The organism is Citrobacter sp. Cf072, assembly GCF_030334485.1.
In the GTDB taxonomy this organism is placed as follows: domain Bacteria; phylum Pseudomonadota; class Gammaproteobacteria; order Enterobacterales; family Enterobacteriaceae; genus Citrobacter; species Citrobacter freundii.
In genome coordinates this window covers 38108-51825 of record NZ_JAOWDX010000045.1, presented here as the reverse complement: position 1 = coordinate 51825, position 13718 = coordinate 38108, and the positions used below count along the sequence as shown (strand labels likewise).

At 54.1% G+C, this 13718-nt stretch carries 13 protein-coding genes; 7 read left to right on the top strand and 6 right to left on the bottom strand.

Annotation, left to right across the window (positions count from 1 at the left end):
- Nucleotides 1–2: 2 nt before the first annotated feature.
- Nucleotides 3–1196, top strand: coding sequence for an ROK family transcriptional regulator (locus OGX66_RS12665; RefSeq protein ID WP_088903175.1), 1194 nt, complete (start codon nucleotides 3–5; stop codon nucleotides 1194–1196).
- Nucleotides 1197–1199: 3 nt separating this feature from the next.
- Here OGX66_RS12665 and hcaR read toward each other — a convergent pair whose 3' ends face one another.
- On the bottom strand, nucleotides 1200–2093 hold the full coding sequence (gene hcaR, locus OGX66_RS12660; protein WP_048217264.1) for a DNA-binding transcriptional regulator HcaR: 894 nt from the start codon (nucleotides 2091–2093) through the stop codon (nucleotides 1200–1202).
- 135 nt (nucleotides 2094–2228) lie between these two features.
- On the opposite strand from hcaR, the gene hcaE reads away from it, so the two are divergent.
- The 5 genes from hcaE to hcaD are packed head-to-tail and all read left to right on the top strand — an operon-like array spanning nucleotide 2229 to nucleotide 6446.
- Nucleotides 2229–3590 (top strand): 3-phenylpropionate/cinnamic acid dioxygenase subunit alpha, encoded by a 1362-nt coding sequence (gene hcaE / locus OGX66_RS12655; RefSeq protein WP_136345766.1) that lies wholly within the window; start codon nucleotides 2229–2231, stop codon nucleotides 3588–3590.
- Nucleotides 3587–4105, top strand: a complete 519-nt coding sequence (gene hcaF, locus OGX66_RS12650; protein WP_088903173.1) for a 3-phenylpropionate/cinnamic acid dioxygenase subunit beta — start codon at nucleotides 3587–3589, stop codon at nucleotides 4103–4105. Before hcaE ends, hcaF begins: the two co-directional genes overlap by 4 nt.
- Nucleotides 4105–4425: a 3-phenylpropionate/cinnamic acid dioxygenase ferredoxin subunit gene (gene hcaC, locus OGX66_RS12645; protein WP_286511610.1), complete on the top strand. Its 321-nt coding sequence runs from the start codon at nucleotides 4105–4107 to the stop codon at nucleotides 4423–4425. The genes hcaF and hcaC overlap by 1 nt, the downstream gene beginning before the upstream one ends.
- Nucleotides 4422–5234, top strand: coding sequence for a 3-phenylpropionate-dihydrodiol/cinnamic acid-dihydrodiol dehydrogenase (gene hcaB, locus OGX66_RS12640; RefSeq protein ID WP_016150771.1), 813 nt, complete (start codon nucleotides 4422–4424; stop codon nucleotides 5232–5234). The genes hcaC and hcaB overlap by 4 nt, the downstream gene beginning before the upstream one ends.
- 9 nt (nucleotides 5235–5243) lie before the next feature.
- Nucleotides 5244–6446: a phenylpropionate dioxygenase ferredoxin reductase subunit gene (gene hcaD / locus OGX66_RS12635; protein ID WP_136345765.1), complete on the top strand. Its 1203-nt coding sequence runs from the start codon at nucleotides 5244–5246 to the stop codon at nucleotides 6444–6446.
- Nucleotides 6447–6538: 92 nt separating this feature from the next.
- Here hcaD and glyA read toward each other — a convergent pair whose 3' ends face one another.
- Complete coding sequence (glyA, locus tag OGX66_RS12630) at nucleotides 6539–7792, bottom strand: serine hydroxymethyltransferase (protein WP_003037627.1); 1254 nt, start codon at nucleotides 7790–7792, stop codon at nucleotides 6539–6541.
- 326 nt (nucleotides 7793–8118) lie between these two features.
- On the opposite strand from glyA, the gene hmpA reads away from it, so the two are divergent.
- Nucleotides 8119–9309, top strand: a complete 1191-nt coding sequence (gene hmpA, locus OGX66_RS12625; RefSeq protein WP_003037624.1) for an NO-inducible flavohemoprotein — start codon at nucleotides 8119–8121, stop codon at nucleotides 9307–9309.
- Nucleotides 9310–9410: 101 nt separating this feature from the next.
- On the opposite strand, the gene glnB is transcribed toward hmpA, so the two are convergent.
- The 4 genes from glnB to qseE are packed head-to-tail and all read right to left on the bottom strand — an operon-like array spanning nucleotide 9411 to nucleotide 13340.
- Complete coding sequence (glnB, locus tag OGX66_RS12620) at nucleotides 9411–9749, bottom strand: nitrogen regulatory protein P-II (protein ID WP_002914032.1); 339 nt, start codon at nucleotides 9747–9749, stop codon at nucleotides 9411–9413.
- A gap of 60 nt (nucleotides 9750–9809) precedes the next feature.
- Nucleotides 9810–11144: a two-component system response regulator GlrR gene (glrR, locus tag OGX66_RS12615; protein ID WP_304502307.1), complete on the bottom strand. Its 1335-nt coding sequence runs from the start codon at nucleotides 11142–11144 to the stop codon at nucleotides 9810–9812.
- On the bottom strand, nucleotides 11144–11887 hold the full coding sequence (gene qseG / locus OGX66_RS12610; RefSeq protein ID WP_003037617.1) for a two-component system QseEF-associated lipoprotein QseG: 744 nt from the start codon (nucleotides 11885–11887) through the stop codon (nucleotides 11144–11146). The genes glrR and qseG overlap by 1 nt, the downstream gene beginning before the upstream one ends.
- A gap of 22 nt (nucleotides 11888–11909) precedes the next feature.
- On the bottom strand, nucleotides 11910–13340 hold the full coding sequence (qseE, locus tag OGX66_RS12605) for a two component system sensor histidine kinase QseE/GlrK (RefSeq protein ID WP_136345775.1): 1431 nt from the start codon (nucleotides 13338–13340) through the stop codon (nucleotides 11910–11912).
- Nucleotides 13341–13718 lie beyond the last annotated feature (378 nt).

The following is a 13718-nucleotide window of genomic DNA, read 5'->3' as shown; positions in this document are numbered from 1 at the left end:
GAATGCAGCGTTCGGGGTTCAACAACGCCAGGGTTCGTCAGGCGAATAAGCAGATCTTTTTGTCGCATCTGTGGCGGGAAAAGCAGCTCAGCAAGTCACAGCTGGCGCAGCTCACCGGCCTGTCGATCCCGGCGGTCAGCAATATCCTCGAAGAGCTGATGGATGAGGGGAGAATTAGTCATTCGCGAAAAACCTTAAGCCAGCGCGGTTTGAGCAGCGGCAGCTATCATTTGCCAGAAAAAGGCGCATGGACGCTATGTATCAACGTCACCCCTACCAGTATCACCAGCCAACTGGCGGACGCACGGCTGGTTGCCATCGGCGACTGGCGCCATGAGGTCATTAAGCCGGAAACCCCCAAAGCGCTGCTGTCAGCCCTTGCTGCACACTGGCGGGAATACCGTCGACAATTTCCCGAGGTCACGATTAATCTGGCGCTCGGCGTTCACGGCCAGGTTGATCCGATCACCGGCGCATCAAAAACCATGCCCCAGGCCCCGTGGAAAACACCGGTGGAAATAAAATATCTGCTGGAAGAGATGCTCGGCGTACAGGTCCGCCTGGACAATGACTGCGTGATGCTGGCGCTGGCCGAAAAATGGCAAAACCCAGCGGCTAACGGTGATTTTTGCGTGATTAACGTTGATTACGGTATCGGCTCATCGTTTGTGATTAACGACAATATCTGGCGCGGTAGTCTGTATGGCAGCGGCCAGATTGGACACACCATCGTTCATCCCGATGGAATTGCCTGTGACTGCGGTCGCTATGGCTGTCTGGAAACGGTGGCGTCATTGAGCGCGTTGAAAAAACAGGCCCGCGTGTGGATGAAATCGCAGCCGACGTCCCTTTACGATCCGGAAACGCTCACCACCGACCAGCTTATTACTGCCTGGCATAACGGTGATGTTCGTATTCAGGCCTGGGCCGAGCATGCCGCCAATGCCATTGGGCTTAGTTTATATAACTTTCTGAATATACTGAATATTAATCAGATATGGTTGTACGGTCGTAGCTGTGCTTTTGGCGATAGCTGGCTCAATACCTTGGTGCAGCAAACTGGGTTTAACCCGTTTGATCACGGTGATAACCCGCGCGCCAGAGCGACTCAGATAAGCTTCGGCCAGCTCAATCGTGCCCAGCAACTCATGGGAATTGGCTATCTGTATGTCGAGTCACAGCTCAGCGAGTTGTAACCATTACACCGTCAGACTCACGGCCAAACGTTCATGTACCGTGGCGATAAAATCGGTCAGTGCCGGTTTGAGAGATCCTTTTTTCCACGCCATCAGCAACGCGATGGTTGGGACATCACCAATAATTGGCCGAAAAACCACCTGCCCGGTATTAAAATTATTCATATAACCGGGTATCAAAGTCACCCCCAACCCCATGCCGACCAGGTTCATGGTCACCAGAATGTTGGTTGCCACTTGCACAATGTTAGGCTGGCTTTTTTGCTGCTGAAACCAGTTTTTGACAATCATCGCTAACGCGCCGGAATAGGCCGGATCGGTGCTGACAAAATTCACGCCGTGTAGTTGTTCTGCGGAGATTGCCTGCTCATTAGCTAACGGATGATTCACCGGTAACACAACTACCAACGGCTCATGAATCAGCTCCAGATAATCGAGATCCGGGCTGTACACCGGGTGGCGCATTAAGCCAACGTCCAGCTCTCCGCTGAGGATCTTCTCTTCCTGCTCGGTGGTGATCAGACTCACCAGTTCAATGTGCGTATCCGGTTGTTTTAAACGAAACAAAGGCAGCACCTTCGGCAACAGATTGACCTCTGCGGAAGGGACAAAGCCAATGGAGAAATGATTATCTTCCTGCACCGTTCTACGGGCACGAACTTTGGCGTTTTCCGCCTGTTCGAGGATCGCCAGCGCATCTTGTAAAAAGCACTCACCGGCCGCCGTCAGCGCAACTTTTCGTTTATCCCGCACCAGCAACGAAACGCCCACGCAGGTTTCAAGATCGCGGATCTGGCTGCTTAATGACGGCTGAGAGGTATGCAGCTTTTCTGCCGCCCGGGTGAAATTCAGCGCCTGCGCCACTGCTACGAAATAGCGTAAGTGCCTCAGTTCCATGCCCTGCTCCTTGTTATCGAAAAAATGTCTCAACTGGTAGAAATTTACTATTTCACAGATTGATAACTAACCAGCAACATCCTTAGGGTACAAAAAAAGAAGGTCAATACATCTTAGCTTTCAGGATTAAAAAATATGACCACACCCTCAAATTTAGACATCTACCAACTGATCGACACGCAAAACGGTCGCGTAATCCCACGAATTTATACCGACCCTGAAATTTACCAACTGGAGCTGGAACGCATCTTCGGACGCTGCTGGCTATTTCTCGCCCACGAAAGCCAAATCCCTAAACCCGGTGATTTTTTTAACACCTACATGGGCGAGGATGCGGTGGTGGTGGTTCGCCAGAAAGACGGCAGCATCAAAGCGTTTCTCAACCAGTGTCGCCACCGTGCGATGCGCGTCAGCTACGCCGACTGCGGCAATACCCGCGCCTTCACCTGCCCGTATCACGGCTGGTCTTACGGTATTAACGGCGAGCTGATCGACGTCCCGCTGGAGCCGCGCGCTTATCCGCAAGGTTTATGCAAATCGCACTGGGGGCTGAACGAAGTGCCTGGCGTAGAGAGCTACAAGGGACTGATTTTCGGTAACTGGGATACCTCCGCGCCTGCGCTTGGCGATTATCTCGGCGACATCGCCTGGTATCTCGACGGCGTACTCGATCGTCGTGAAGGCGGCACCGAAATCGTCGGTGGCGTCCAGAAGTGGACCATCGATTGTAACTGGAAATTCCCCGCCGAACAGTTTGCCAGCGACCAGTATCACGCGCTGTTCAGCCATGCCTCTGCGGTGCAGGTGCTGGGAGCGAAAGACGACGGTAGCGATAAGCGCCTCGGCGATGGTCAGACCGCCCGCCCGGTGTGGGAAACCGCCAAAGACGCGCTACAGTTCGGTCAGGACGGGCACGGCAGCGGATTTTTCTTTACTGAGAATCCTGATGCCAACGTCTGGGTCGATGGTGAGGTCTCCAGCTACTACCGCGACACCTACGCGGAAGCCGAACAACGCTTGGGCAAGGTTCGCGCCCTGCGTCTGGCCGGTCACAACAACATTTTCCCCACGCTTTCCTGGCTCAACGGTACCGCCACGCTGCGCGTCTGGCACCCGCGTGGGCCGGACCAGGTTGAGGTGTGGGCGTTCTGTATTGCCGATAAAGCCGCCTCTGATGAAGTGAAAGCCGCGTTTGAAAACAGCGCCACGCGGGCTTTTGGCCCCGCCGGGTTCCTGGAGCAGGACGACTCGGAAAACTGGTGTGAAATTCAAAAACTGCTGAAAGGTCATCGCGCACGCAACACGAAATTGTGTCTGGAAATGGGGCTTGGCCAGGAGAAACGCCGTGAAGACGGCATTCCGGGGATCACCAACTACATCTTTTCTGAAACCGCCGCGCGTGGCATGTACCAACGCTGGGCCGATTTGCTCAGCAGCGAAAGCTGGCAGGAAGTGCACGAGAAAACCGCCGCCTACCAGCAGGAGGTGATGAAATGAGCACTTTAGTTTCTCTCGAACTGCATCATCGCATCAGCCAGTTTCTGTATGAAGAAGCGCGTATGCTCGACGACTGGCAGTTTCGCGACTGGTTGGCGCAGCTGGATGACGACATTCGCTACACCATGCGTACCACGGTCAACGCCCAGACGCGCGACCGCCGCAAAGGCGTGCAGCCACCAACTACCTGGATTTTCAACGACAACAAAGACCAGCTCGAACGTCGTATCGCGCGGCTGGAAACCGGCATGGCCTGGGCGGAAGAGCCGCCGTCGCGTACCCGTCATCTGATTAGCAACTTACAAATCAGCGAAACCGGGGTTCCCGACGTGTTCGCCGTGCGCCTCAACTATCTGCTGTATCGCGCGCAAAAAGAGCGGGACGAGACGTTTTACGTCGGCACGCGCGTGGACAAAGTCCGTCGTTTGCCCGGCGATGAGTGGCGCTTACTGGCGCGTGAGATCGTGCTGGATCAAGCGGTGATCACCTCCCATAACCTGAGTGTACTGTTCTGATGAGCCGTGTATTTGCCTGCCCTGTAGGGGATTTGCCGGAGGGTGAAGCGCTCCGGCTTGATACCTCGCCCGTCATCGCGCTGTTCAATGTTGGCGGCGAGTTCTATGCCATTAACGATCGCTGTAGCCACGGTAACGCCTCGATGTCGGAAGGCTATCTGGAAGACGACGCTACGGTGGAATGCCCACTGCATGCCGCCAGCTTCTGCCTGAAAACCGGCAAGGCGTTGTGTTTACCCGCCACCGATCCGCTAACCACCTACGCAGTATATGTGGACAGTAGCGATGTGTTTGTTGATATTCCGGAGGACGCCAGATGAGCGATTTACGCGATAACGTGGTCTTTATCACTGGTGGCGGCTCCGGCCTTGGCCTGGCGCTGGTCGAGCGTTTCATCGAAGAAGGTGCGCGGGTCGCCACGCTGGAGCTGTCGCCAGCTAAAGTTGCCAGTCTGCGTCAGCGCTTTGGCGAACATGTGCTGGCTGTGGAAGGCAACGTCACCTGCTACGCCGACTATCAGCGCGCGGTGGATCAAATCCTGATGAATTACGGTACGTTGGACTGTTTTATCGGTAATGCGGGCATATGGGATCACAACGCCTCGCTGGTCAATACGCCTGCAGACGCACTGGAGAGCGGCTTTCATGAGCTGTTTAACGTCAACGTGCTGGGTTATCTGCTGGGGGCGAAAGCCTGCGCCCCGGCACTTATCGCCAGCGAAGGCAGCATCATCTTTACCCTGTCCAATGCGTCGTGGTATCCCGGCGGCGGCGGGCCGTTGTATACCGCCTCTAAACATGCAGCTACCGGGCTGATTCGCCAGTTGGCCTACGAGTTGGCGCCAAAGGTACGTGTTAACGGTGTCGGTCCGTGCGGTATGGCGACAGATCTACGCGGCCCGCAGGCGTTGGGACAAAACGATACATCGATTATGCAGTCGCTGACACCGGAAAAAATCGCCGCTATCTTGCCGCTACAGTTCTTCCCTGAACCTGCGGATTTTACCGGCCCGTATGTGATGCTGGCGTCAAAACGCAACAACCGCACATTAAGTGGCGTAATGATCAATGCCGACGCCGGTCTGGGTATTCGCGGTATTCGTCACGTTGCCGCCGGACTGGATCTCTGAGGAGGCGTTATGAACAAAAAAACTATCGCTATCGTCGGCGGCGGTCAGGCTGCTGCTATGGCTGCCGCCGCACTGCGCCAGCAGGGATTTGACGGCGAATTACACCTGTTTTCCGATGAGCAGCATCTGCCCTATGAACGCCCACCGCTCTCCAAAGCGATGCTGCTGGACGACAATCCGCAACTTCAGCCGATACTCCCCGCTGGCTGGTGGCGGGAACACAACGTACAGCTGCATCTGGGTGTTACTGTACAGACGCTCGGCCGCCAAACGCATCAGTTGGTGCTGGCTGATGGGCAGAGTTATCCGTGGGATCGGCTACTGATTGCGACGGGCGCTGCGGCACGCCCCCTTCCGCTGTTGGATAAGCTGGGCGATCGATGCTTTACTCTGCGTCATGCCGCTGATGCCGAGCGCCTGCGCGACACTTTGTTGCCGGGTAAGTCGATTGTCATTGTCGGTGCGGGCACTATTGGTCTGGAACTGGCGGCCAGCGCGACTCAACGAGGCTGTCAGGTGACAGTGGTGGAGCTGGCACCAACGGTCATGGGCCGTAACGCGCCTGCTCCGGTGCGCGACTACCTGCTTGCCCGCCACCAGCAGGCGGGCGTGCGGGTGTTACTCAACAGCGCCATTGAACACGCCGAAGCGGGAGAGTTTCTCTCGCTGACGCTGCAAAACGGCGAGACGCTACTGGCCGATGCAATGGTTTACGGCATCGGTATCGTGGCGAATGATGCGCTGGCCCGCGAAGCGGGGCTGGAGACGGCGAACGGCATTATCGTTGATAGCGCCTGCACCACCGCCGACCCGGACATTTTCGCCGCCGGTGACGTAGCGATAACGCGCAAGCCTGACGGTTCGTTAGTACGCATGGAAAGCTGGGAAAACGCCAATTTTCAGGCACAGATTGCCGCCGCCGCAATGCTAAATCTGCCGTTGCCGGAGAAGACACCAGACTGGTTCTGGACCGACCAATTTAATGACAACCTACAATTTGTTGGCGAAATGCAGGGAGAAAGCTGGTTCATACGCGGCAATTCAGATGCGCATAAAGCAATATGGTTTAACCTGCAGAATGGCGTGATTGTCGGCGCAGTAACGTTGAATCAGGGCCGAGAAATACGTTTATTGAGAAAATGGATTCAGGCAAAGAAAAAGCCACCAATGGCGGCTTTAGTCGATGAAACAATCTTGCTTAAGTCAATATAACTGCCGGATGGCACTTCTTTTATCCGGCCTACATGTGAGTTACCTGTAGGCCGGATAAGGTGTTTACACCGCCATCCAGCAATCAGTATGGCTTACGCGTAAACCGGGAAGCGTGCGCAGATATCCAGAACTTTACCTTTGACGCGCTCGATTACAGCTTCGTCATTGATGTTGTCCAGCACGTCACACATCCAGCCAGCCAGTTCTTTCGCTTCCGCTTCTTTGAAGCCACGGCGAGTGATTGCCGGAGAACCGATACGGATACCGGAAGTCACAAACGGGCTCTTCGGATCGTTCGGTACGCTGTTTTTGTTAACGGTGATGTTAGCGCGGCCCAGCGCGGCATCAGCTTCTTTACCGGTCAGGTTTTTATCAACCAGATCCAGCAGGAACAGGTGGTTTTCAGTACCGCCAGAAACCACTTTGTAGCCACGGTTCAGGAACACTTCCACCATCGCTTTGGCGTTTTTAGCAACCTGCTGCTGGTAAACCTTGAACTCAGGCTCCATCGCTTCTTTCAGCGCCACGGCTTTCGCTGCGATCACGTGCATCAGCGGGCCGCCCTGCGCGCTTGGGAACACAGCAGAGTTCAGTTTTTTGTACAGCTCTTCGTCACCGCCTTTCGCCAGGATCAGGCCACCGCGTGGACCCGCCAGGGTTTTGTGGGTGGTGGTGGTCACAACGTGTGCATGTGGAACCGGGTTCGGATAAACGCCTGCGGCAATCAGCCCCGCAACGTGCGCCATATCGACGAACAGGTATGCACCGATGCTGTCAGCGATTTCACGCATTTTTGCCCAGTCAACAACGCCGGAGTAAGCAGAGAAGCCACCGATGATCATCTTCGGTTTGTGCTCTTTGGCCTGCTTCGCCATGTCTTCGTAGTCAATTTTGCCGGACTCATCAATACCGTAAGGGATGATGTTGTACAGTTTGCCGGAGAAGTTAACCGGGGAGCCGTGAGTCAGGTGGCCGCCTTGTGCCAGGTTCATACCCAGAACGGTATCACCCGGTTGCAGCAGAGCGGTGTAAACAGCGAAGTTAGCCTGAGAACCAGAGTGCGGCTGTACGTTAGCGTAGTCAGCGCCAAACAGCTCTTTTGCACGATCGATAGCCAGTTGCTCAACGATATCAACGTACTCGCAACCGCCGTAGTAGCGTTTGCCCGGATAACCTTCAGCATATTTGTTGGTCAGCTGAGAACCCTGCGCCTGCATAACACGCGGGCTGGTGTAGTTTTCGGAGGCGATCAGTTCGATGTGCTCTTCCTGACGTACTTTTTCCTGCTCCATAGCCTGCCACAGTTCGGCATCATAATCGGCAATGTTCATTTCACGCTTTAACATCCGCATCTCCTGACTCAGCTAACAATAGAATTTCGGCCTAAAAAGGCAGTCCCGTTGGACGACGGCCAACAGTATAACCGAATCATTCTTCGATAACAGGTCTTGACAAAGGATTTTACGCAAACGATTACCTTCACGGCACGCAAGGCTTTGGAGAACAAAGGTCTGCTGAATTTCAACGGATTTCTTTTCAGGTTTGTGATGCAGATTTTTCACGATGTAACCTTTACAACGCAAAGTTACAAAGAACCATTTACAATGCAGGGGTATTTTTTATAAGATGCATTTGACATACATCATTAAAGTCTCAGATAAAGGAAGACCGTATGCTTGACGCACAAACCATCGCTACAGTGAAAGCCACCATTCCCCTGCTGGTTGAAACAGGTCCGAAGCTGACCGCACATTTCTATGATCGCATGTTTACGCATAACCCAGAGCTGAAAGAAATTTTCAACATGAGTAACCAGCGTAATGGCGATCAGCGCGAGGCGCTGTTTAACGCGATTGCCGCGTATGCCAGCAATATCGAAAACCTGGCGGCGCTGTTGCCAGCGGTTGAGAAAATCGCGCAAAAGCATACCAGTTTCCAGATTAAACCAGAGCAGTACAACATCGTGGGTGGTCATTTGCTGGCAACGCTGGACGAAATGTTCAGCCCAGGCCAGGAAGTTCTGGATGCGTGGGGTAAAGCGTATGGCGTACTGGCGAACGTTTTCATCAACCGTGAAGCGCAAATCTATAGCGAAAATGCCAATAAAAATGGCGGCTGGGAAGGTACCCGTCCTTTCCGCATCGTGGCAAAAACCCCACGCAGTGCACTGATCACCAGCTTTGAGTTTGAACCTGTCGATGGTGGCGCAGTAGCTGAATATCATCCGGGACAATACCTGGGCGTCTGGCTGAAGCCGGAAGGTTTCCCGCATCAGGAAATTCGTCAGTACTCACTGACCCGTAAGCCTGATGGCAAAGGCTATCGTATTGCCGTTAAGCGTGAAGACGGTGGTCAGGTTTCCACCTGGCTGCACAACCATGCGAATGTTGGCGACGTTGTTCACCTGGCCGCACCTGCGGGCGATTTCTTTATGGACGTCGCGACCGACACCCCGGTATCTCTGATCTCCGCGGGCGTGGGACAAACCCCAATGCTGGCGATGCTGGACACGTTGGCAAAAGCGAAGCATACGGCGCAGGTTAACTGGTTCCACGCGGCAGAAAATGGCGATGTACATGCCTTCGCTGATGAAGTAAATGAACTCGGCAAAACGCTGCCACGCTTTAGTGCGCACACCTGGTATCGTGAGCCAACCGAAGCCGATCGCGCGAAAGGTGCGTTTGATAGCGTAGGTCTGATGGATTTGAACAAGCTGGAAAGCGCAATCAGCGATCCGGCGATGCAGTTTTATCTGTGCGGTCCGGTTGGTTTCATGCAGTTCGCCGCGAAGCAGCTGGTCGGCCTGGGCGTGAAAAACGAGAACATTCATTACGAATGCTTCGGTCCGCATAAAGTCTTGTAATGTATTACGCGAGTAGGCCGGATAAGGCGCTTACGCCGCCATCCGGCAATCACTCGGCCTGATGCGCTACGCTTATCAGGCCGACAAATTAACGGCGCGGCTTAGATTGCCGCGTCGTCTTCTTCACCGGTACGAATACGAATAACGCGAGCCACGTCGAAGACAAAAATCTTACCGTCGCCGATCTTGCCGGTCTGGGCAGTACGGATAATGGTGTCGACGCAGGTATCGACGATGTCGTCGGTAACCACAATTTCAATTTTTACCTTCGGCAGAAAATCCACCATATATTCCGCGCCACGGTACAGCTCGGTATGGCCTTTCTGACGGCCAAAGCCTTTCACTTCCGTTACCGTCATCCCGGTGATACCGACTTCTGCCAGCGCTTCGCGGACGTCGTCCAGCTTGAAGGGTTTAATAATCGCATCAATCTTTTTCATGCTATTCCTTGAAAAGGTCGCCTGTCTTTTGATCGAATAAAGCTAACATAATCCGCAGATTTATTCTTTGAAATCGTTTGCATCCAGCTCGTGTCGAGAAAGCAACTTATAGAATTCGGTGCGGTTGCGCCCCGCCATTCTTGCCGCGTGAGTCACATTGCCCTTGGTGATTTGCAGCAGCTTACGCAGATAGTTGAGCTCAAACTGGTTACGCGCCTCAACAAATGTCGGCAGCGCGGTGTTTTCCCCTTCCAGCGCCTGCTCCACCAGCGCGTCGCTGATCACTGGCGAAGAGGTCAACGCCACGCACTGCTCAATTACGTTGACCAGTTGACGCACGTTGCCCGGCCAGCTGGCGGTCATTAACCGCTTCATGGCATCGGTTGAAAAGGCGCGTACGAACGGTTTGTGCCGTTCAGCAGACTGGCGTAGCAGATGGTTCGCCAGCAGCGGAATATCTTCCGTACGCTCGGCCAGCGCAGGGATCTTCAGGCTCACCACGTTGAGGCGATAGTACAAATCCTCGCGAAATTCGCCCCGAGCCATCGCTTTGGGTAAATCGCGGTGGGTCGCAGAAACGATCCGCACATCAATGTCGATATCGCGGTTACTGCCCAACGGTCTGACTTTTCGTTCCTGCAATACGCGCAGCAGTTTCACCTGTAACGGTGCAGGCATATCGCCAATCTCATCGAGAAAAAGCGTGCCGCCTTCCGCGGCCTGAAACAACCCTTCACGATTACTCACCGCGCCGGTAAAAGCGCCGCGCGCATGACCAAACAGTTCAGACTCCAGCAGTTGTTCCGGCAACGCGCCACAGTTAATGGCAATAAAGGGCTTGTGGCTGCGCGGGCTGGCGTTGTGAATAGCCTGGGCGAAAACTTCTTTCCCGGTTCCGCTTTGGCCGTTGATCAAGACACTAACATCCGATTGCGCCACCATTCGCGCCTGTTCCAGCAGACGTAGCATCAGCGGGCTGCGGGTGACAATGGACTCACGCCAACTGTCATCAGTAGCAGGCGCAGACTGTTCCAGCGCCCCGTCAATCGCGTGATATAACGCATCCTTGTCGACTGGCTTAGTGAGAAAACTGAACACCCCTTGCTGGGTCGCCGCAACGGCGTCCGGGATGGAGCCGTGAGCGGTCAGGATAATCACCGGCATGCCCGGCTGCACTTTCTGGATTTCAGTAAACAGCTGCATGCCGTCCATTTCATCCATGCGCAGATCGCTGATAACCAGATCCACTTTTTCACGGTTCAGTACCCGTAACCCTTCCTGCCCACTTTCCGCGGTCACAACGCTGTAGCCTTCGCTGGTCAGCCGCATTCCAAGTAATTTCAACAGGCCCGGATCGTCATCCACCAACAGCAGATGCGCGGGCTTACGGCTTATCATGGCGTAACCTCATCGGCAGACGGCGCTGCGCCTTCTTCGTTATCAGGCATAGTGAGTTTATCGTTCCCGTGCGGCGCATCAGGATTGTAGTTACCGGCGGGTTTGCGCGTTGAAAGCTGGCGCTCAATATCGGTCAGATTCTCCAGCTTGCGGGTCGTGAGATCGAGCTGGGACTGCAAATGCTGTTGCTGTTGCCGCAGCGTATCGAGATCGCTGTCTGACGACTGCTGGAGCTTACTGTAGCGCAGGCGCTCTTCGGCAAGCTGTAACTGCAACATTTGATTACGGAACCAGGCCTGATAAAGCGGTCGAACCTGACTCGGAATTTGTGGGCTTAACGCGTCGAGACGCGTAACTGCCTCTCGCCGTTCAGGCGGGGTAATGCGGGCATTATCAAGCAGGATCCCGCGTTTGAAAGCGCCCTGCCAGGTATCCGTGAGCTGAGCACTGGCTTCACTGCGCGCCTGTACCGGCATCATGCGATCGGCACAGTCCATCGCCCGCAGCCAGTACAACGGGTTGGTTTCTGTGGACTGGCCAGATAGCGACCAGATATCCGTACAGTCGGTTGCAAGGTAGTCCGCCAGTTGATTAGGCGGAATTTTCTCCTGCGAAGGATCGCCGATAATATGATTCACCGCGTTCGGGACGCAACCAACCAGTGCCAGGCACGGCAGGCTTGCGAGGATGACGCGATGAAGAAAATGTCGTTTAAGCATTCGGGCAACAACGTATGGCATACTCACCAGACTTAGGTTTATTTTAGTGATTTTTCGCAGCAGCTAGCGGCAGTTCTATGCGAAAACAAACGTTTTGCGCATGGTCATCAACCAGATACAGTTTGCCCCGCATACGGCGAATGCAATCTCTGGCAATGCTTAGCCCCAACCCGCTTCCTTTTACCGCCCCTTTTCGCTGATGGCTACCCTGGAAAAAAGGCTCGAAGATCATGGTCTGTTCTGCTTCTGGGATCGGTGTGCCGGTATTCATTACATCGATGTATACCATTGATCCATGCAAACTGCTGCGGATCCAAATGTTACCGGATTCAGCGCCGTAGTGCACCGCATTGGAATAAAGATTGTCCAGCACGCTCATCAACAGCATCGGTTCTGCCAGGCAGGCGTTCACCGCAAGCGCAACATCAGTATGTATCATTTTGGCGCGAGCGGGCAGGCTATGCGCAGAAACAACGCTTTCCACCAGCGGCGCGATTTCCACACTTTCAAGCTCAGCCTCGTCATCCGCCAGCTTGCGGTTGTAATCGAGAAGCTGCTCAATCAGTTTTTGCAAGTTGCGGCTGCTGTCATCGAGGATGTCGACCACCTCTTTTTGCTCCGGTGTTAACGGGCCCACTACCTGATCGGCCAGCAATTCGGTACCTTCACGCATACTCGCCAGCGGTGTTTTCAGCTCATGAGAAAGATGGCGTAAAAACTGATGCCGCTGCGACTCAAGCCAGGAGAGGCGTTCGCTTAACCAGATAATACGCTGCCCCACGGATCGCAGCTCACGGGGCCCAGTTAATAATACGCTATCGCCCAGCGAGCGCCCTTCTCCCAGACGATTGATCATCCGTTCAATGCCCTTCACCGGACCGATAATCATACGGGTAAACAACAGCACCATCGCCAGACTAAGGAGAAACAGCACCAGTGCCTGCCAGCCAAAAAACTGCCCGCGTTCGGCTATTTCCTGCTGTAACTGCTGGCCACGAGAAAAGACGACGGTACGCGTCGCTTGCACCATCTCGGTATTGGCATTAGCGAACGCTTCCAGCCGTGCAGCCGACACACTGTCAGGGCCGCTGTTTTTACACTGCAACTGCGCGAGATCGTTAAGATCCTGACGCAACGCCTGGTAGAGCTTGGTATCTGGCAACACCCCCGCATGCGCATCCAGCATATCACTGTAGCGTTTACGCTGACTTTGGTAGACCTTGGCCAACGTTGAGTCATCAAGCACACAGTATTGCCGATAGCTGCGCTCCATCTCCAGCGCAGCATTGGTCATCGCTTCACTGCGTCTGGCGTCAATCAGCGTGGTGCGGTTCGTCAGCGCAGCCTGCGCGCTCAGGGCATTCAGACTTTGCCATGCCTGCCAGGCCAAAACTAACAACGGCAACAGGATCAGCAAAAATGCCAACATCACCAATTGACGTAAAGATCGGGGGAAAACTGACCAGCGCTTCAAGGCGTTACTCTCAATGGACAGGAATAGGTTGATGCTAACTGAGGGGAACGCCAGATACAACAAAGCCGGGATTAACCCGGCTTTGTTGCGGAATAAGGCGGTGCCTAACTCGACGTTTCGCCCGGAGGTTGATATGAGCTTCGCTAATATCAGATGTTGGACGGCAGGCACCTTGTTGTGCGTCATTCGAAGTTTATGTAGCACGTCCCGAAGGGGCTGACATAAGAAGGTGAATGAGCCACTGGTTAATATTATGCAGCATCTGTGCCAATATTCAAAACACTTTATTAACACAATGATAAATATAGAAAATATGATTATTTATATGAGAAATGATATTGTCTATTTTTCGCCCACACTGTCGCCAATCAGCAACAC

Bases quoted from the DNA above. Each gene is read 5' to 3' on its own strand.
- hcaF (WP_088903173.1), top strand. From the start codon at position 3,587: ATGAGCACTTTAGTTTCTCTCGAACTGCATCATCGCATCAGCCAGTTT.
- OGX66_RS12665 (WP_088903175.1), top strand. From the start codon at position 3: ATGCAGCGTTCGGGGTTCAACAACGCCAGGGTTCGTCAGGCGAATAAG.
- glnB (WP_002914032.1), bottom strand. From the start codon at position 9,749: ATGAAAAAGATTGATGCGATTATTAAACCCTTCAAGCTGGACGACGTC.
- hmpA (WP_003037624.1), top strand. From the start codon at position 8,119: ATGCTTGACGCACAAACCATCGCTACAGTGAAAGCCACCATTCCCCTG.
- hcaB (WP_016150771.1), top strand. From the start codon at position 4,422: ATGAGCGATTTACGCGATAACGTGGTCTTTATCACTGGTGGCGGCTCC.
- hcaE (WP_136345766.1), top strand. From the start codon at position 2,229: ATGACCACACCCTCAAATTTAGACATCTACCAACTGATCGACACGCAA.
- glyA (WP_003037627.1), bottom strand. From the start codon at position 7,792: ATGTTAAAGCGTGAAATGAACATTGCCGATTATGATGCCGAACTGTGG.
- qseG (WP_003037617.1), bottom strand. From the start codon at position 11,887: ATGCCATACGTTGTTGCCCGAATGCTTAAACGACATTTTCTTCATCGC.
- hcaD (WP_136345765.1), top strand. From the start codon at position 5,244: ATGAACAAAAAAACTATCGCTATCGTCGGCGGCGGTCAGGCTGCTGCT.
- hcaR (WP_048217264.1), bottom strand. From the start codon at position 2,093: ATGGAACTGAGGCACTTACGCTATTTCGTAGCAGTGGCGCAGGCGCTG.
- hcaC (WP_286511610.1), top strand. From the start codon at position 4,105: ATGAGCCGTGTATTTGCCTGCCCTGTAGGGGATTTGCCGGAGGGTGAA.